At 58.4% G+C, this 17866-nt stretch carries 14 protein-coding genes and 1 other RNA gene; 6 read left to right on the top strand and 9 right to left on the bottom strand.

The window, feature by feature from the left end; all coding sequences use genetic code 11:
• Positions 1 to 6 precede the first annotated feature (6 nt).
• Entirely contained in the window at positions 7 to 3153 is a 3147-nt protein-coding gene (locus tag L1F06_RS05955) for a CusA/CzcA family heavy metal efflux RND transporter (RefSeq protein WP_012017836.1), read from the top strand.
• 229 nt (positions 3154 to 3382) lie between these two features.
• Here L1F06_RS05955 and L1F06_RS05960 read toward each other — a convergent pair whose 3' ends face one another.
• Entirely contained in the window at positions 3383 to 4012 is a 630-nt protein-coding gene (locus L1F06_RS05960; protein ID WP_003241504.1) for a hypothetical protein, read from the bottom strand.
• Positions 4013 to 4106: 94 nt separating this feature from the next.
• Positions 4107 to 4451: a hypothetical protein gene (locus tag L1F06_RS05965; RefSeq protein WP_012017837.1), complete on the bottom strand. Its 345-nt coding sequence runs from the start codon at positions 4449 to 4451 to the stop codon at positions 4107 to 4109.
• 80 nt (positions 4452 to 4531) lie between these two features.
• Here L1F06_RS05965 and L1F06_RS05970 point away from each other — a divergent pair, with 80 nt between their 5' ends.
• Positions 4532 to 4777, top strand: coding sequence for a helix-turn-helix domain-containing protein (locus L1F06_RS05970; protein ID WP_003241510.1), 246 nt, complete (start codon positions 4532 to 4534; stop codon positions 4775 to 4777).
• A 28-nt stretch (positions 4778 to 4805) separates the two neighbouring features.
• Here L1F06_RS05970 and radC read toward each other — a convergent pair whose 3' ends face one another.
• From radC to L1F06_RS05990, 4 genes are all read right to left on the bottom strand, one after another.
• Entirely contained in the window at positions 4806 to 5303 is a 498-nt protein-coding gene (gene radC / locus L1F06_RS05975; protein ID WP_003241511.1) for a RadC family protein, read from the bottom strand.
• Between the two features lie 41 nt (positions 5304 to 5344).
• A complete protein-coding gene (locus L1F06_RS05980) occupies positions 5345 to 6241 on the bottom strand; it encodes a recombination directionality factor (protein WP_012017838.1) in 897 nt (298 codons plus the stop codon).
• Positions 6242 to 6329: 88 nt separating this feature from the next.
• Positions 6330 to 7730 (bottom strand): lambda-exonuclease family protein, encoded by a 1401-nt coding sequence (locus tag L1F06_RS05985; protein ID WP_129483453.1) that lies wholly within the window; start codon positions 7728 to 7730, stop codon positions 6330 to 6332.
• Between the two features lie 92 nt (positions 7731 to 7822).
• Positions 7823 to 8149 (bottom strand): hypothetical protein, encoded by a 327-nt coding sequence (locus L1F06_RS05990; RefSeq protein WP_012017841.1) that lies wholly within the window; start codon positions 8147 to 8149, stop codon positions 7823 to 7825.
• 168 nt (positions 8150 to 8317) lie between these two features.
• On the opposite strand from L1F06_RS05990, the gene L1F06_RS05995 reads away from it, so the two are divergent.
• The 3 genes from L1F06_RS05995 to L1F06_RS06005 all read left to right on the top strand — a co-directional run bounded on the left by L1F06_RS05995 (position 8318) and on the right by L1F06_RS06005 (position 12656).
• The gene (locus L1F06_RS05995; RefSeq protein WP_021488266.1) at positions 8318 to 8467 is read left to right on the top strand and encodes a hypothetical protein; all 150 of its coding nucleotides are present in this window, start codon (positions 8318 to 8320) and stop codon (positions 8465 to 8467) included.
• A gap of 236 nt (positions 8468 to 8703) precedes the next feature.
• Complete coding sequence (locus L1F06_RS06000; RefSeq protein WP_012017842.1) at positions 8704 to 9489, top strand: hypothetical protein; 786 nt, start codon at positions 8704 to 8706, stop codon at positions 9487 to 9489.
• The gene (locus L1F06_RS06005; protein ID WP_012017843.1) at positions 9486 to 12656 is read left to right on the top strand and encodes a DEAD/DEAH box helicase; all 3171 of its coding nucleotides are present in this window, start codon (positions 9486 to 9488) and stop codon (positions 12654 to 12656) included. The genes L1F06_RS06000 and L1F06_RS06005 overlap by 4 nt, the downstream gene beginning before the upstream one ends.
• Positions 12657 to 12713: 57 nt before the next feature.
• On the opposite strand, the gene L1F06_RS06010 is transcribed toward L1F06_RS06005, so the two are convergent.
• Positions 12714 to 13973 (bottom strand): integrase domain-containing protein, encoded by a 1260-nt coding sequence (locus L1F06_RS06010; protein WP_012017844.1) that lies wholly within the window; start codon positions 13971 to 13973, stop codon positions 12714 to 12716.
• A gap of 184 nt (positions 13974 to 14157) precedes the next feature.
• Positions 14158 to 14514, bottom strand: a transfer-messenger RNA (tmRNA) gene (gene ssrA / locus L1F06_RS06015).
• Between the two features lie 131 nt (positions 14515 to 14645).
• On the opposite strand from ssrA, the gene L1F06_RS06020 reads away from it, so the two are divergent.
• Entirely contained in the window at positions 14646 to 17561 is a 2916-nt protein-coding gene (locus L1F06_RS06020; protein WP_129483454.1) for a hybrid sensor histidine kinase/response regulator, read from the top strand.
• Positions 17562 to 17577: 16 nt separating this feature from the next.
• On the opposite strand, the gene L1F06_RS06025 is transcribed toward L1F06_RS06020, so the two are convergent.
• Positions 17578 to 17823, bottom strand: a complete 246-nt coding sequence (locus L1F06_RS06025) for a PA2433 domain-containing protein (RefSeq protein ID WP_003241519.1) — start codon at positions 17821 to 17823, stop codon at positions 17578 to 17580.
• Positions 17824 to 17866 lie beyond the last annotated feature (43 nt).

The raw sequence follows: 17866 nt of genomic DNA on the forward strand, positions 1-17866 counted from the left end.
CTTTTCATGTTTGAGCGCATCATTCAATTCGCCATAGAACAGCGTTTTCTGGTGCTGTTGGCCGTTTTGGCGATGGCCGGTGTGGGCGTGGCCAGCTATCAGAAGCTGCCGATCGACGCCGTTCCCGACATCACTAACGTCCAGGTACAGATCAGTACCGCTGCCGAGGGCTTTTCGCCGCTGGAAACCGAGCAGCGCATCACTTTCCCGATCGAAACGGCCATGGCCGGCCTGCCGCATTTGAAACAGACCCGCTCGCTGTCACGCTCGGGGCTATCGCAGGTTACCGTGATTTTTGAGGATGGCACGGATCTGTATTTCGCCCGCCAGTTGGTCAACGAGCGACTGCAAAGCGCCAAGGAGCAATTGCCCGAGGGTGTCGAGGCCTCCATGGGGCCGATTTCCACCGGCCTAGGTGAAATCTTTCTATGGACGGTCGAGGCCGAGGAGGGGGCACTCAAGGAGGACGGTACGCCTTACACACCAACCGATCTGCGGGTGATCCAGGACTGGATCATCAAACCGCAGTTGCGCACGGTGCCTGGCGTTGCCGAAATCAACACCATTGGTGGCTTCGCCAAGGAGTTCCAGGTCGCTCCAGATCCCAAGCGCTTGGCGGCCTACAAGCTGACGCTGGGTGACCTGCTGCTGGCGCTGGAGCGCAACAATGCCAACGTCGGTGCTGGCTATATCGAGCGCAATGGCGAGCAACTACTGATTCGGGCACCTGGGCAACTGAGCACGCTGGACGATATCGCCAATATCGTCGTGGCCAATGTGGACGGCACGCCCATTCGGGTTAGTCATGTGGCGCAGGTGATGTTGGGCCGTGAACTACGTTCTGGTGCTGCGACCGAGAATGGTCGCGAGGTCGTGCTGGGAACAGTGTTTATGCTGATCGGCGAGAACAGCCGCAGTGTGTCGCAGGCCGTGGCCGCACGTCTGGAGGAGATCAACCGTTCGCTGCCTGAAGGGGTGGTTGCGGTGACCGTCTATGACCGCACCAATCTGGTGGACAAGGCCATCGCCACGGTCAAGAAGAACCTGATCGAAGGGGCTATCCTGGTCATCGTCATCCTCTTCCTGTTCCTCGGTAACATCCGTGCGGCGCTGATCACAGCCATGGTCATTCCGCTGTCGATGCTGTTCACCTTCACCGGCATGTTCAGCAACAAGGTCAGCGCCAACTTGATGAGTCTGGGGGCACTCGACTTCGGCATCATCGTCGATGGTGCCGTGGTCATCGTCGAGAACGCTATTCGCCGTCTGGCTCATGCGCAGCACAAGCTTGGCCGCGAGCTGACCCGTAGTGAGCGTCTGCATGAGGTCTTCGCGGCATCCAAGGAAGCGCGTCGTGCGCTGATTTTCGGTCAGTTGATCATCATGGTGGTGTACCTGCCGATCTTCGCCCTGACCGGGGTCGAGGGCAAAATGTTCCACCCAATGGCCTTCACCGTGGTGACCGCCCTGTTCGGGGCCATGATCCTTTCGGTGACCTTCGTCCCGGCGGCTATCGCGCTATTCGTCACTGGTAAGGTGAAAGAAGAGGAAAACGCGCTGATGCGTGTTGCCCGGCGCACCTACGAGCCAGTGCTGGCCTGGGTCATGCGACGGCGTACGTTGGCCTTCAGTGCGGCCGTGGCGCTGGTTCTGTTCTCCGGTCTGCTGGCATCACGTATGGGCAGCGAGTTCGTGCCTAGCCTCAGTGAGGGGGACTTCGCGCTGCAGGCGCTGCGTGTACCGGGTACCAGCCTGACGCAGTCGGTGGAGATGCAGATGCGCCTGGAGGAGACCATTCTGGCCAAGGTGCCGGAAGTGGAGCGAGTATTCGCGCGTACCGGTACGGCGGAAATCGCCTCCGACCCGATGCCGCCGAACATTTCTGACAGCTACGTGATGCTCAAACCGCGCGATCAATGGCCCGATCCGAAAAAGTCGCGTGATGCTCTGATCGCCGAGCTGCAGGCCGCTGCCGAGTTGGTTCCGGGCAGTAACTACGAGCTGTCGCAGCCTATTCAGTTGCGTTTCAACGAATTGATATCGGGTGTGCGCAGCGATGTCGCGGTGAAGATATTCGGCGACGATATGGACGTTCTCAATAGCACGGCAGCCGAAGTGGCCGAAACCCTAGGCGGTATTGATGGGGCGTCCGAGGTGAAGGCCGAGCAGACAACGGGTCTTCCGGTGCTGACCGTGGCCATCGACCGAGACAAGGCGGCTCGCTATGGTCTGAATGTCGGTGACATTCAGGAAACTGTCGCCGTGGCTGTTGGTGGGCGCCGGGCGGGAACGCTGTTCGAGGGGGATCGCCGTTTCGATCTGGTAGTACGTCTACCGGAGAACCTGCGTACCGATATCGAGGGGCTTTCGCGACTGCTGATACCCGTTCCAGCAACGGGGGCAGCCACCAGCGTCGGCTTTATCGCGCTCTCCGAAGTGGCCAGTCTGCAACTGGCGCCAGGGCCAAACCAGGTCAGCCGCGAGAATGGCAAGCGCCTGGTTGTGGTGAGTGCCAACGTGCGAGGGCGTGACATCGGATCCTTTGTGCAAGAAGCCGAAGAGAGGATTCGCAGCGATGTGAAGCTGCCAGCCGGTTATTGGACGACCTGGGGCGGACAGTTCGAGCAGCTGCAATCGGCAGCCAAACGCCTGCAAGTGGTGGTGCCGGTCGCCCTGCTGCTGGTCTTCATGCTGCTGTTCATGATGTTCAACAACGTGCGTGATGGCTTGCTGGTGTTTACCGGTATTCCTTTTGCGTTGACCGGTGGCGTGATGGCGCTGTGGTTGCGTGACATACCGCTTTCGATCTCCGCCGGGGTGGGCTTTATTGCTCTTTCCGGGGTGGCGGTTCTCAATGGTCTGGTGATGATTTCCTTCATTCGTAATCTGCGCGAGGAGGGAATGGGGTTGCAGCAGGCCGTCACCGAAGGTGCCCTGCAACGTCTGCGCCCGGTATTGATGACTGCTCTCGTTGCATCGCTTGGCTTCGTGCCCATGGCTCTGGCGACTGGGACTGGGGCTGAAGTACAGCGCCCTCTGGCGACTGTGGTGATCGGTGGGATTCTGTCCTCTACCGCACTTACGCTGCTGGTGTTGCCAGCGCTCTATCGTTGGGCCTATCGGCGTGAGGAGGAGGCTGAGCTGAAAGACTGAGAGCGAGTATATCGCGGCGCTGGTGCGGAATTATTACGAACCGGCGAAGTGGCAATGGCTCAATGGGTTGGTAACGGATGGCGCGTAAGGCCTAGTTACCCGGCCCATTTCTCAACAGAGTCTGTCGAAAGCAGCCATTTGAAGAGTGATGGCTTCGATACTGTAATCGCAAAAAATAAAGTGATCCCGCACCGGTTGGTGCGAGATCTAAGCTGATGCTAGCGTTCGCTTACTGAAGCGGCAGGCCGCATTCTTCGCGAATCTGAAGCTCTAGATAGTAGTCTTCGTTCGGCACGCCGAATCTGCGTTCGAGCTCATCTAGCGCATCTTCATAGCAGGCTTCCTTTCCATAGTTCTTCGGGCGTGGCTTCGAGCTACCGAACGGGGCTTGATTTTTCTTGGGGCCGACATCGTTGCGATAGGCCACGGTATTGCCTTGAGCGTCATAGTCCAGATACCAGCCATTTTCGATGAGGTAATTCCCCTGGCGTCCCTGTCCAAGCAGCGCACCGGGAGTGTATCCGTCGACCTCATTTTGAAGGGCGCATCCGTGTTCTCCACACTGCAGGGTTAAAGTCCCTGCGGTGTGTTTTACAAAGCGCTCCCCCGTTTCCCGGTTGATGAATGCCATCTGCTTTTGGCTGGGTGTGTTCTTGCCCGCCGGCCGACAGTCGTAGACGGTTCGGGTCGGCAATGAGCCATCGGCCCTTCTCAGACCCAGAGTAGGGATCTCCATCTTGGTGTCACAGGACATAACGTTCATGGCGGGCGTGTAATCGAAGAATTCCGCTTGTTCTGCGAAGGCAGGGAGGCTGCTGATCAGCCCCAGAGCTACGAGCGACTTCCTGAATATGGTCATGAGGACTCCTTTTCATTTATTTGGCCCATGCAGGTAGAAGCTGCATGGAGGCCATGTGGCGTAGGTGATTGCTGAAGAGTTAGGTCGGGGAGGGTTACTTCTTCTTTTTCTTGTAGCGAACGACGATCCGGTTGTAGGTCGGATACTTCTCGATCACGTAGTCAGGACTGAGTGTCAGCAGGTTGTGCATGGCAATGCCGGTGGCCGTGAGCAACCCCAATGCGCCTGTGATACCTCCTGCGAAGCTGCCTGCTGCCAGGCCAATTCGTCCGGCTGTGTAAACGCGGCAAGTCAGTCCAGTGACCTCAATCTTGCTTTCGACCAGGCGAACAGCTTCGAGCAACTTGCCGCCGAGGCCTACGACCTCGAAAGACTCCTTGCTGCTGATGAGTTGAGGAAGTTTGGCGGTGGCTAGGTCATGAAAAGTTAGCTTCATCATTTCAGTACTCCCTGTGTGATCAAAGAAATGGGTCGTAAATACCGTGGTCGTTTTGGCAGCATAACGAAACGATTCGCGTCATGCCAAGAATCTCCGCGACTCAAGATCAAGACCAAAGCCTGATGCGTCTGGGAAAGGCTGTTCGTGCCCGCAGAGCGCAGCAGGCTCTCTCCCAGGAAGCACTTGCTGATGCGGCTGGGATTGACCGCTCCCATATGGGGAAAATTGAGCGTGGGGAACGCAATGTGACCTTTCTGAACATTGCGCGAATCGCTTCTGCGCTTGGATGTAAACCATCTGACTTACTGCTGGACGCTGATCTGTAGCGTCTCGCCCAACGGCGCCTGCCATCTGTTAAAGCAAGCCCTGTTCAGCCAGCGACACGATGCCTTCTGACCCCACGATGAAGTGGTCCAGCGTGGTGGTGCCAACCATGACCAAGGCGTTTTTGAGTGTCTGCGTCAGGCGTATATCTGCCTGGCTGGGCGAGGGATCGCCCGAAGGGTGGTTGTGCACCAGGATCACGGCAGCGGCGTTGTGAGCGAGCACTGTCTTGACCACTTCGCGCGGATACACGCTGGCCGCATCGAGGGTGCCGCGAAACAACTCCTCGAAACTGATCACCCGGTGTTTGCTGTCGAGCAGCAGCACCGCGAAGATTTCGTGTGGTAGATCCTGCAGCAGCACCTGCAGGTGTTCTCTGACTTTGTGTGGATCAGTCAGCGCGCGTCCCTTACTAAGTCGCTGAGTGGCCAACTGCTGGGCCATGCGCAGGATGTCGGTTTCGCTGACAGGCGAGTCCACCAGGTAATTGCCGGCGACTTCACCGGCCCTGAGTTTGTGAAATTTCATGGTGTGTCTCCGGATGGCGAGCCGATTCGGCCCGCCTATGGTTAGGCTGACGGTTCGAGCTGTTGGGATTGGGCTTCGAGTTTCTCGGCGAGTGACTGGGTGTGAACGGTGCTGTCGGGCTTCGATGCGGCAGGCTGGCCGTCCGGAAAGAACTCTTCAGCAATGGCGCTGCTGTCCTCACCGTCGTCTTCGAAGATGCCGTTGCTCAGGCCGAGTCGCGCGGTGGCATCCAACGCTGCCTGATCAAAGCCAGCCGCCAGACGCGCCTCATCCAGCTCCCGTGCAGTGAGCAACGCTTGCTCCACGGTCATGCCGCTACGTAGCGTCAGATCGACGTAGAAGATCGGTGTGCCATAGCTCTGCCGCGTGGATTTGCCACGCAGACGCAGTTCCAGCGGCAGGCAGGCCAGGCGATCACCGGATATGGCCCGGAAGTATTGCAGCCGGGCTATCAGCGTGCGGATGCTATTGAAGCCCGTGGTGCGAAACACGAAGCTGCCCAGGGCGTCCTCATCGCCAATCACCACGTTCATCCGCCCGTAGGGCTTGCAGGCGTTGCCCTTGGCTAGAGGGCAGGCATCGGGTGACGGGCAGGGCAGCGATTGGACGCCATCCTTACCGATACGCTTGCAGGTTTCACCGTTGCCGACACACATCGGTCGACCGTTCTGCCGATCAAACAGGGTGTAATCAGCGCGGAAGTTCAGCTCAGGTTCGTTGAACAGCAAGCGCACCGGGATGCTGCGCAGCTTGTCGTCCTTGCCCTGACGTAACTCATCATTGAGTGGATGCAGCAACCAGCCGTCTTTGCCCTGCACCTGGGAGGTGATGGTGAATTGATCGTCTTTCTCCGGCAGGCGCTTGCCGTTCTTCTCGACGACCTTGCCGATCGAGATGCGCCCGAGTACGGGCGGGGTAATTGCCAGGCCTTTGAGCATGATGGCGCTCCTTGTAAGCAAAAAAGGCCAGCCAGCAGCGCGAACTGCATGGACTGGCCAAGGGGAGGGATGGAGTAGAAGAGGGCGATCAGCCGATCAGAAAGCGCCGACTACCTTCCTTGAGCTTCGGATAACGGGCCTGCAGGTAAGGCTTTTCCTGGAGCAGGCGCTCGACATCGAGCACGGTGCTGTCTTTGGCTTTGCGCCAGCTCACGTAGCCGCTGGAGAACTCAGCACGGGTCGATTCACCCATGGCTTGCTGCAGCATTTGCTTGAGCTCGGCCTCGCGCTTTTCTTTCTCGGAGATCGATTGACGCACAGCCTTCAGCTCCAGGAAGGCAGCCGCCAGACCGGCATTGCTGCTGAAGTCGACCACCTGGCCATTGTCCTGCGGATACAGGCAACGCAGCGCCAGCTCGGCCGATGCACTGCCATCGGCAGGTGGTGGTGTATCCGTTTCAACGTACTGCCAGAAGCGGCGCTCCAGTTCGATCAGGCGAGCGATCATCTGCTCATCCCGCTCGATGCGATGGATCTCCAGCGTCTGACCACCGAGCAACACCGCCACATCAGCCGCCTGCTTGCCGGTTACGGCGAGCTGGTGCATCACCTGCAACTGCACATATTCGGGGACGCCTTCTTTCCAGAGGCGTGCCCCGTTTATGCCGGCTGTCTTGCATTCGAGGATCTGCACTTCGTCTGTACCAATCACCTCGCGATCAATGTTAGCCAGCATCCAGGGCAAATCCGGATTGGGATGCTGCAGTACGGCGTTGATGCGACGTACCTTGTGCTTCGTGCGCTTGCTGTAGCCCAGTGCCTCATGCCACTGCACCTTGCGCTCAGCCAGCGCGCGCATGCGGTACATGAAGTCGTCCCATTGCGAGACGGCGATGCCAAGTTGCTTCTTCACCGCCTTCGGATCGAAGCGGGTGTTGTGCGGCACCTTGATCGCACGGCTGGTGCCATCCAGGGCGACCGTCAGGGTGTTGTTGCACACCACGCGAACGGTGGTCGGTGTCGCCGTGGTGGCCAGGGTGCCGTCACAGGAAGTCGCCAGCAGCAGGTAGCCGTTGACCTGATCGTTGCCCTTGATCGACGTGCCTTGTCCGGTACGCGCCAGCGCCCAGAACTTGCGACCTCCCTTGAGCACGCCCGCAGTTTCCAGCTCATAGCCGGACACTTCGGTCAGATCGCGATAGAACTCCAGCACCTCGCGCGGTTGCACGGTGTGATAGCGGTTGGAGACTACCGATAACGGAGCCTTGGTATCGGAGCGGTAGAGCACCTTCTGTTCAGGAAAGGAATGGATCGTGCCCAGATGACCGACAGCATCCGATTTGAAATGTACCGGCGACTCCTGGATTTGCCAGTCCATACCAGCTTGACGTTGCCAGACCTCGATAGGTTGCTTGCGAGGCAGGTTGTTGCCCAGGCCGTGCCAGGGAGTGGTGCCGACGTAAGCCATTTGTTCGACTTGATGAGCCATGATGAATTTCCTTTGAGCAATAGCCGGCATAAAGCGCTGCGCATGGCGCAGCACCGGCATTTAGGGATGAATGAAAGAGAAGGGCGGCCGGATCAGACCGTTTGATTGAAGCGGTGACCGCAGCTCAGACAGTGGTTGTGGGCCAGCACATGACGGTCAAGTTTTTCACCAAGCTGAGCGCCCATCGCACAACCACCAGCAGCACCAACCAGTCCGTTGAGAATGGCCGATGACAGGGCATTGAGGTTGACGTTGGGAGGTTTGGCTAGGCCGCTGCTGGCAATGGCCGGACCAGTGAGCAGGATGGTACCGGCACCACGCAGCGCACCGCCCAGCATGCCGATGAAGGCAGCAATCCGCATGGCGGAGAGGTGCGTGGAGACCTGAGGAGAGCCGCAGCTCGGGCAGTGCAATGACATGGTTGAAGACTCCATGGTGGGGATGTCATTGCGGTGATGTGTGACTGAAAAAAAATGGATTCAACGCGGCAGGAAAGGTCATCGTTGATTGACAATTGCTTTTACTTGCTCAGATTACGAAACTGTCGCTCCGCAGCCTCAGAGCTGCTGCTAAGAAGGATGCAAGAAATGAGCGACCGTTTTGAAGACGATGAAGAGGAAAATACCCTCGATTTCGATCACGAAGCAGCTGAAAAAGCAGGCTATTCCGGTGTTCCTATTGAGGAGCTGGACGAAATAGCTCTTCGTGAAATAGAGCGGGTTAGCAAAGGCGAATAGCCTGCCAGCTTGATCAAGCCTTGATGCTTATCTGGCGCCCGTTTCTACTTGGGTCATGGCATGCGGTTAGTTTGTCTTGGTAGCTGCATGCTGTGAGCCACGATTTGCGGCCCGCACAGCGCTAACACGATAATCCAGGTGTCAAGGATCGTCGCCCAAATGCAGATAGCGGACTCCCTCAGAACTCTCAGGCAGTGCCTGTTGCATCGTTTTTTAGACATGGATGAGAGCCGCGCATGATTTGGCAAACCCTATATCAGTCGGCAGATGGCTGCGTCTCCTGGCAAGGTAACTGTGCGCAGGCTGGAGATTTGTTCAATGGCTTTCTGCAAGGTCCCGTGTCTGCACGCCTGAACGATAGTGAAGGCAGCATTGCATTGAGCCAGCATCTTCGAGGTCTTAGCCTAACTGGTATGGGGCAGGATGCCTTGCAGGCTGTGCTCGACGCAGAGCTGCCAGAAACTCGCGATTGGGCTGCGGGTGAGGCACTGGCAGAGGTAGTGCTGCAGGAGCAGCATGACGTGGTGTTGCCCTGGAACAATGAGCGCGACAAGCGTAATCCTTTTGCATCTTTGCCAGGTGCTGACATTGTTGGCTTCCAGCGCGATGGTGAATCACATCGTCTGGCATTGGGTGAAGTCAAATGCTCATCCGAGGATAAATGGCCGCCTCAGGTTATGACTGGGCGTAGTGGCATGATCCATCAGCTAGAGACGCTTGCTGGAAACCTCGGCACCTTGTGCCAGTTGCTCAAATGGTTACTGCCTAGAGTCAAGAATACTGAATATCAGGCAGCCTTTGATTCCGCTTGCAGGCGATATTTCGAGTCTGGAAATCGTGATCTAGCGCTATTTGGCGTTTTAATACGCGATCAGGCAGCCAGCGAGATGGATTTGAAAAATCGCGGCAAGGCTCTTGTAAAGAGCGTGCATGCCCCGACACGTTGCCACCTACTTGCCTTGTATCTGCCTTGGCCGATTGAACAACTGCCTGCTGTTATTACGCAGGGATGTGGAACATGAATCACTGGCTGCTGGAAGCGATTGCAGAACGGCGTGCACAAGCGCTGCGTGATGCTGACCGGGTGCAGTTCTACCGTGAAATGACGCCGCAAGAGCCTGATTTAGATGCTCAGACCATTCATGAGGTAGTGGCTGCGCTGGAACTGGCCGTGCTGGATATGGAACTGGACCGCTTTGGGGATGAGAAGGATCGCCAGGCGGTACTGCACAGTGCAGCAGCAGATGCTTTCCGACTTTTGCGGGTACTGCCCTTACCTGAAACTCCGATGGCAGCGGCTACGCACATGCTGCGGGCATCCATATTGGCGGTGATTGGTGACCGGGGAGCAGATGCTGCGCGCTGGCTCCGTGCGCTTGATGATAAAAAAGCTTGGCCCGTGCTACCCCTGAACTCGTCAGATTGGGGGGAGCGCTGTCGTGCCACTCTTACCGATGTATGGTTGCGCCTGGTTCGCAAGCAAGGCTGGAACGACCGTGACACCGTACTTGAGCGGGTGGCTGCTCTGCGCACCAGCCAGCAGGAGTTTGAGCGAGAGTACCTGGGGTCTTTCGATCCGCTGCAAGCAAAGCGCTCGGCGCTAGAGCTTATCGCCATCTACCATTTGGCCAAAGCAGCTGACGTGCTAGCCCACTTCATCACCGATGGCGTGGTGGAGGATAGTTTTCAGATTCAGCCGATGCTGGACTCGCACTTTGACCGTGCCATTGCGGCCTGTGATACCGCTCAGTTGCTTGAGCTGGGGCCGCTAACGCGTCTGTTGGCAAGGGCAGCCGCTCAGATGGAGGCGAATTCGCTGTGGACGGTCACTCGTGCGGTGAACTCAAGGGTGACGAAATTTGTGCGCGAGTTGGTCAGTCGTGGCCGTGGTGATCGTGCCCTGTTCGATGTGCTGCCACCTCAGCGCCGCACGCTTGCTGAGCGGGGCTTGCTGGGATCTAGCCGCCGTGCCGTGGTGGTTAGTCTGCCGACTTCCAGTGGTAAGACGCTGATTGCCCAGTTTCGCATGCTGCAGGCGCTGAATCAGTTTGATGACCGCAAGGGGTGGGTTGCTTATCTTGCACCCAGTCGGGCACTGGTGAATCAGGTTACGCGACAGCTACGGCGCGATTTCCAGCCGCTAGGCGTGGTAGTGGAGCGGGTCAGTCCAGCTATGGAGGTCAACGGCATCGAGGCGGGGGTGTTGGCCGAGCAACAGAGTGATGCTCAGTTTCGTGTTCTTGTAGCCACGCCCGAAAAGTTCGATTTGATGCTACGCCAGGGGTGGGAGGAAAAAATTGGTCGTCCGCTCACACTAGTTGTGGTGGATGAAGCTCACACGATTCAGGACAGTGAGCGCGGACTGCGGCTTGAGTTGCTGCTAGCAACTATTAACCGTGAGTGCCGCGAGGCGCAGTTCCTACTGTTGACGCCTTTCATCCAGAACGCCCGGGAAGTTGCGCGCTGGTTGGGTGGTCTGAACTCTGAAGACATAAGCCTTGGGGTGGACTGGCAGCCGAATGACAGGGCTATCGGTATTGTCAGCGCGGTAGATGCGGGTGCCAAGAAGGGGCGAAGTCGCGATTATCAGGTGAACTTCGAGACAGTTCACACTTCTCGACCCAGTATTATCCTGGATGACGTGTTCCCTCTGGGCAGAGAACAGAGCCTGGCTACCTCGCTGACGGAGGTCAAGGCTGTGGGTACGCTAGCTGCGATCGCTGCGCGCAAGCTGGCTGCCCGTGGGCCGGTTATTGCCATGCACAACACTCCGGATAATGTCTGGAGATTGGCACATAAGCTGAAGTCTGGACGAAGCATAGAACTGTCGGCTGATTTGCGGTTTGTGCAGGACTATGTGGCGGCAGAGATGGGCGAGCAGTTCCCGTTGGTGGATTTGTTGTCCCATCGTGTGGGGGTGCACCATGGCGGGCTGCCGGAAGAAGTCCGGATGCTGATGGAGTGGCTGTTCGAGAAAGGTCATCTGGATGTCCTGGCAGCCACTACTACCCTTGCCCAGGGGGTGAACTTTCCTGTGAGCGGTGTGGTGATGGCGTCTACTCATTACCCGCAAGGAAAGAGCTCTGTTCCCATGCCGCCGGAGGACTTCTGGAATATTGCTGGTCGGGCGGGGCGTGTTTCTCAAGGGCAGTTGGGTGTGGTCGCGCTGGTGGCCAAAGACGCAGCTGACGTGGAAAAACGTCGTGACTTCATCAACCGCAACACCGGAGATCTGAACTCCGCACTGATTCAGTTGGCTCAAGCTGCAGCCGGTGAACTGACTGACCTTGGATTGATTGTTTACCACCATCCCGAGTGGTCTAGCTTTCTGCAGTATCTAGCCCATACCTACCGCCAGATGGGGCAGCCGTCCAACTTTGCCGATCAGATCGAGCAGGTCTTGCGTGGCACCTTCGGCTTTGAACGGCTTCGCACGTCAAACAGTCAGCTTGCTCGCAGTTTGCTTACAGGTATCCGCAGTTACGTTTCTTACATGGCTAGCCCTGCACAACCGCTAGGGCTGGTAGACAGTACGGGCTTCTCGCTGCAGAGCATCAAAACGGTCATGACCCATCGCGGTAACATCGGGCCAGATTCATGGGATCGGGACAGGCTGTTCAAGGCTGGTGACGGCACTCTGCAGACCATGATGGGGGTGCTGCTCCGTGTGCCGGAGTTGCGCGATAACCTGAAGGCAGTTTTAGGTGGAAAAACGCCAGATGGCGACAAACTTGCGCTCATTTTGAAGGACTGGGTGAATGGTGAAGAGCTGGTCACCATTGCCGAGCGGCACTTCAGCCAGGAAGGCACGGATACAGTTACTGCCTTGACCAAGTGCGGTCAGAACCTCTTCGGTAAGCTGGCTCATACCTCTTCTTGGGGGTTGAATGCACTGCTTGCTATTACAGGATCAGAGCTTGAAGACGGCGAGCGTAGCCTATTAGCCAATCTACCCTCGCAGGTGTATTACGGTGTATCGACAGATGAAGCAGTTTCGCTGCGCCTTCTAGGTGTACCTCGCCGAGCCGCACCAGCTTTGGCTCGGGCGATGCAATTGAAACCAGGTGACTCCTTGCCTTTGATCCGGCAACGCCTTGAGGCCTTGCCGGAACAGGGGTGGAGTGCTGCACTGGGCGCTGATGGACAGGTTTATCGCAAAGCTTGGCTGATCATGGACGGAGTGGAGTAGGCGAGGGCTCGAAAACAACCATCGATCTTCGAAAATCAGCTGATAATTTCTGGCTGCTTAGCGGCGTATTGGAATGATTTTTCGATCACCAAGTTGATTGATAGCTGCAGCCGAAAGATTGCCGGTAGCAGCCTTTTGAATATGCTCACTCCACCAAGCCATCATAGGGCGCCTGCGATCGATATAGTCCGCACGGTTGTAGGCACTGCGCACTTCGTCCTTATCCACATGCGCCAGCGCTACTTCGATCAGCTCAGGCTCCCAGCCGTGCTCGTTGAGCGTTGTACTGGCCATTGATCGCATTCCGTGGCTTACCAAGCGTCCCTCAAAGCCCATGCGTTTCAAGGCCATGTTGGCTGTTTGGCTATTGCAGTGAGTACGCGGATTGCGGTCAGCAGGGAACACGTATTCACGGTGCCCGCTGTAGGGTTTGATTGCTTCCAGAATGGCCAATGCTTGATCTGTAAGCGGCACCGTATGCGGGCGACGTTTCTTCATGCGTTCAGCCGGGATCGTCCAGATCCTTTTCTCGAAGTCGATATCGGCCCAGCGGGTAGTGGCAGCCTCAACGGGGCGAGTCATCGTGTGCAGTTGCCACTCGATCAGGCATCGAGTGGTTCTTTTTATGCTGGCGTTCGCGATTGCAACCATGAGCTCTTTGAGCTCATCGGGATGTAAGGCCGGCATGTTCTTTTTCTTCGGCTTCTTGAACACGCTACCAATCCCGGTAAGTGGGTTGGCGGGTATCAGGCCTGAGTTGACCCCGTAGGTCATGATTTCGTTGAGTCGCTGCGTAAGGCGTTTGACGGTTTCCAGGCTGCCTTTAGTTTCGAGCGGCTTGAGAAGGCTGATGACTTTCGGAGCTGTTATGGATGCGATCGGCGTAACGCCCAAGTCGGGGAAGACGTGCAACGTAAGCGAGCGCCAAATGTCTTCAGCGTAGGCGGGGGTTACTGCATCTTTCTTGAGTTCATACCAGGACGTCGCTACGTTCTGCAGCGTGTGCTCGGTTGCGGCCTTTTTGGCCTGTCGATCTGCGTCGCGTCTCTCTTTGGGATCAATGCCCTGTGCTACGAGCTCACGCGCTTCAATGGTCAGTTTGCGGGCTTGAGCAAGGCTTACTTCCGGGAAGGTGCCAAGCCCCATATTCAGTCGCTTCTTGGTGATGGGGTGGATGTAGTTGAAATTCCACAATCTCGATCCATTGATTCTCACTCGCATCTGAAGGCCGTTGCCGTCAGTCAAGGTGTAGTCCTTTTCTTTGGGCTTTGCTGCTTTGACCTTCAGGTCTGAAAGGCGCGTTGTTGCGGCACCCATGGTGTACTCCAGTGCGATTTGTGTATTCCAAAAAATACTGGCTTAGGGCTTGGAATACAATTTGGAATACACGAAGGCATGGATGCAGTCAGACGTCTTTGTACGTCTATGACGCTGAAGGTCCCGTATTTGCTGGGTTTCAGACACAAAAAAAGACGTCCGTGGACGTCTTTAGATGTTGTAATGGTGGAGCCGGGGGGATTTGAACCCCCGTCCGCCAGCTCTCCGCTATCGGTTCTACATGCTTAGCCATCTCTACTGAGTTAACTCCGCGCCGCCCGAGTGGCAGGGTGCTTGGAGCGAGCTGCATGAGTTTTAGCCGTTACGTCTGCAGCGAACTTGGCGGCGATCCTGTTCTATATGACTGACCAGATCTTCGGGTTTACAGGCATCCCCTAGGGTCAGCTGGCGCCCTTAGGCGGCCAGAGCGTAGTTGTCGTCGTTGGCAACTATGAAGTTGTGGCAGCGGATTTACGAGAACTGTCACCTACTCGGCATGCCCCTCAAGTTTCGTTACCGGCGTCGAATCCTAATCGGCCCCAAAACCTTCGTGGTTACAGCTAGGACGCGAAGTGTACGGCAAAGGTTCCTCAGCGTCGACTGCGGATTCCGTCGCGGACGGCTATGATGGCGCATCGCGCTTCGCTGCGCGCCTCATGGAAAGGAGTCGTCATGCCGAGTTCCAGCCGCTTTCCCCTGCGTCAGTGGATCTGGCGAGCGTTCGTGCAGAGCGCGCTGATCCCGTTGATTCTGGTGGAGTCGGTACTGATCGCGGTGTATCTGCTGAGCAATCAGGCGATTCGCGATACGCAGATCGGCCATCTGCAGGAGGCCGCGGTCAAGGATCTGGCCAGCGCGGCGTTACGCGAGGGGCAGATCATCGATGGGCGTTTGCGCTCGATCGAGTCGCTGGTGCAGGTCTATCGTGATGCAACCCTGCAGGCGCTGCTCGACGATCGTTTCCAGGCCGACGAGCTGGAACACCGGCGCCACGCCAGCACCGACAGCGGCGTGTTCTATACCCGCAGCGACGATGGGCGCGCGGCTTCCTTCTATGCCAACAGCACGCCGCGAGAGCAGCAGGACCACGCCAAGGTCATGCGCCTGTCGCAGGTCGATCCGCTGATGCGTTCGATCAAGCAGGCCAACCCTCTGGTGGCGGCGCTGTATTTCAACAGCTGGGACAGCTACAACCGCATCTACCCCTGGTTCGATACGCCGGCCCAGTACCCTCACGACATGGTGATCCCGGATTACAACTTCTATTACCTCGCCGATGCCAAGCACAACCCGGAGCGCAAGGTGATGTGGACCGAGGTCTACCTCGATCCGGCGGGCCTGGGCTGGATGATGTCAGCCATCGCCCCGGTCTACCGCGGCGATTTCCTGGAAGGGGTGGTGGGGCTGGATATCACGGTGGATCAGGTCCTGGGCGAGATCGCGGAGCTCAACGTGCCCTGGCAGGGTTACGCCATGCTGGTCAGCCATGACCACAACATCATGGCGCTGCCGGCGGCCGGCGAGCTGGATTTCGGTCTGCGCGAGCTGACCCACTATTCCTACGAGGAGGCAGTACGCCGCGAGGTGCTCAAGCCCGAGGACTTCAATCTGACCAAGCGCGAGGGCATGGCGCCACTGCTGCGGGCGATGAACGAGGGGCGCGGCAATGTCCAGGAGGTACTGCTCGGCGGGCGCAAGCAACTGGTGGCCTGGAGCGAGATCCCGCAGACCGGCTGGCGTCTGCTGCTGGTGGTGGACGAGGAGCAGATCTTCCACGAGACCAATCAGCTGGCCGAACGCTACATGCAGATCGGCTACCTGCTGATCGCCGGTCTGCTGGCCTTCTACCTGCTGTTCTTCGCCCTGATGTGGCTGCGTTCGCGGCATCTCAGCAACCAGCTGGCCCGTCCCATCGCCGGTATCGTGGAGATGGCCGGCAGCCTGGGGCAGGGCAACTATCTGCCGGCTTCACCGGACAGTCGCATCGCCGAAGTCAGCCGCCTGGCCGAGGCGGTTCAGCAGGCGGGCAAGCAGTTGCAGGCCAGCGAGCTGGAGCGTCAGGAGGCGCAGAACAGTCTACAGCTGGTGCTGGAGAGCACCACCGAAAGTCTGTGGCACATCAATACGCAGGACCTGACCATCGAGCTCAGCGAGCGCTTCGTGCGTCGCTTCGGCCTGGGTGGCCGTCACCTGAGTCTCAGCGAATTCAACCAGCGCGTGCATCCCGACGATCTGGAGCGGCTGCGCCATCTGCGCAAGCACTTTGCCGAGAGCGGCGACGAGCATTTCGATGCCGAGTACCGCTACCTCGACGCCAAGGGGGACTATCTGTGGCTGCTCAGCCGCGGCAAGGTGCTGACACGGGACGACAATGGCTGGCCGCTGCGTATCGCCGGCACCCACGTCGATATCACCAGGCTCAAGCAGGTGCAGGAAGAGCTGCGCCACGCCAGCCTCGAGGCGCTCGCCGCCAGCCAGGCCAAGAGCCGTTTCCTGTCGAGCATGAGCCATGAGCTGCGCACGCCGCTCAACGCCATCCACGGCTTTGCCCAGCTGATCGAGATGGAAACCCAGGACAAGGCCGATGCCGGTCCGGAGAGCGACTACGCGCGAGAAATCGTCAATGCCAGCCGGCATCTCACCTCCCTGGTGGACGATATCCTCGATCTGTCGAGCATCGAGAGTCGTCGTCAGCAATTGCAGCTGCAGCCGATCGAGATCGGCGGTTTGCTCAACGGCTGTGCCGAGCTGGTGCTGCCCGAAGTGCAGCAGAGGCAGTTGCAGCTACAGGTGATGGAGCCCGCCCAGCCGCCGCTGTTCGTGCAGGGTGACCCGCGCCGGGTACGGCAGATTCTGCTCAATCTGCTTTCCAACGCGATCAAGTACAACAGCCCGCGCGGGATGATCCGCATGGGGTATGAAGTGCGTGCCGACTGTGTGCGCCTGTGGGTCGATGACACCGGGCCGGGGCTTTCCACCGAGCAGCAGGCGCAGCTGTTCCAGCCGTTTCAGCGTCTTGGTCGGGAGAGTTCCAACATCCCCGGCACCGGCATCGGCCTGGTGCTGTGCCGGGAACTGGCCAGCCTGATGGAGGGCGAGATCGGCCTGCGCAGCGAGCCGGGAGTGGGCAGCCGCTTCTGGCTCGATCTGCCCAGTGCCGCCAGCCCGGAGGGCGAGGCCAGCGATGCCACAGACGAGCCCGCCCAGCCGCGTCAGCGCCTGGTGCAGGTGCTGTGCGTGGAGGACCATCCGGCCTGCATGAAAATCCTGCAGGCTTCCCTGCGCGAGTTCGCCGAAGTGCGCGGCGTGAGCTCGTGCCAGCGAGCCCTGGCCGAATTGCAGAGCAGCGAGCCGGCCCTGGTCTTGCTGGATATCGATCTGCCCGACGGCAGCGGACTGGAGGTGCTGGACAGCATGCGTGCCGATCCCCGGCTACGCGAGATACCGGTGTTGGTGATCAGTGCTGTGGCCGACGCCCGTCTGTTCGAGGACGCCCGCGCGCGCGGCGCTTCGGCCTGTCTGAGCAAACCGGTGGATCTGCAGGAAGTGCGTCAGGTCGCGCTGGGCTTGCTGTACAGCGGCTATTGAGCGAGCCCAGCGTGATTCACTCGCTGGCGGCCAGCAGATCGAGCGCTTCGCCCAGCACCTTGACCGACTCGGCGTGGTCGCCGGCCTTGTGCAGGGCTTCGCCTTCGGCGCGCAGCTCCTGAACCTTGGCCAGCACCGCCGGGTCGGCAGGCGGATCGCTTTGCAGCAGGGCATCGATCTTGGCCATGTCCTGCGGGCAGTGCATGGCCCAGAGTGGCAGGCTGATCAATGTAGCGGCGAGAAACATGAGCGTGCGACGCATGATGACTCTCCTGGAACGGGCTTGGGGAAATTCAGTATAGGAG

Origin of the sequence: Pseudomonas hydrolytica, from assembly GCF_021495345.1 — a bacterium.
Classification (GTDB): domain Bacteria; phylum Pseudomonadota; class Gammaproteobacteria; order Pseudomonadales; family Pseudomonadaceae; genus Aquipseudomonas; species Aquipseudomonas hydrolytica.

Bases quoted from the DNA above. Each gene is read 5' to 3' on its own strand.
- L1F06_RS05955 (WP_012017836.1), top strand. From the start codon at position 7: ATGTTTGAGCGCATCATTCAATTCGCCATAGAACAGCGTTTTCTGGTG.
- L1F06_RS05960 (WP_003241504.1), bottom strand. From the start codon at position 4,012: ATGACCATATTCAGGAAGTCGCTCGTAGCTCTGGGGCTGATCAGCAGC.
- L1F06_RS05965 (WP_012017837.1), bottom strand. From the start codon at position 4,451: ATGATGAAGCTAACTTTTCATGACCTAGCCACCGCCAAACTTCCTCAA.
- L1F06_RS05970 (WP_003241510.1), top strand. From the start codon at position 4,532: ATGCCAAGAATCTCCGCGACTCAAGATCAAGACCAAAGCCTGATGCGT.
- radC (WP_003241511.1), bottom strand. From the start codon at position 5,303: ATGAAATTTCACAAACTCAGGGCCGGTGAAGTCGCCGGCAATTACCTG.
- L1F06_RS05980 (WP_012017838.1), bottom strand. From the start codon at position 6,241: ATGCTCAAAGGCCTGGCAATTACCCCGCCCGTACTCGGGCGCATCTCG.
- L1F06_RS05985 (WP_129483453.1), bottom strand. From the start codon at position 7,730: ATGGCTCATCAAGTCGAACAAATGGCTTACGTCGGCACCACTCCCTGG.
- L1F06_RS05990 (WP_012017841.1), bottom strand. From the start codon at position 8,149: ATGTCATTGCACTGCCCGAGCTGCGGCTCTCCTCAGGTCTCCACGCAC.
- L1F06_RS05995 (WP_021488266.1), top strand. From the start codon at position 8,318: ATGAGCGACCGTTTTGAAGACGATGAAGAGGAAAATACCCTCGATTTC.
- L1F06_RS06000 (WP_012017842.1), top strand. From the start codon at position 8,704: ATGATTTGGCAAACCCTATATCAGTCGGCAGATGGCTGCGTCTCCTGG.
- L1F06_RS06005 (WP_012017843.1), top strand. From the start codon at position 9,486: ATGAATCACTGGCTGCTGGAAGCGATTGCAGAACGGCGTGCACAAGCG.
- L1F06_RS06010 (WP_012017844.1), bottom strand. From the start codon at position 13,973: ATGGGTGCCGCAACAACGCGCCTTTCAGACCTGAAGGTCAAAGCAGCA.
- L1F06_RS06020 (WP_129483454.1), top strand. From the start codon at position 14,646: ATGCCGAGTTCCAGCCGCTTTCCCCTGCGTCAGTGGATCTGGCGAGCG.
- L1F06_RS06025 (WP_003241519.1), bottom strand. From the start codon at position 17,823: ATGCGTCGCACGCTCATGTTTCTCGCCGCTACATTGATCAGCCTGCCA.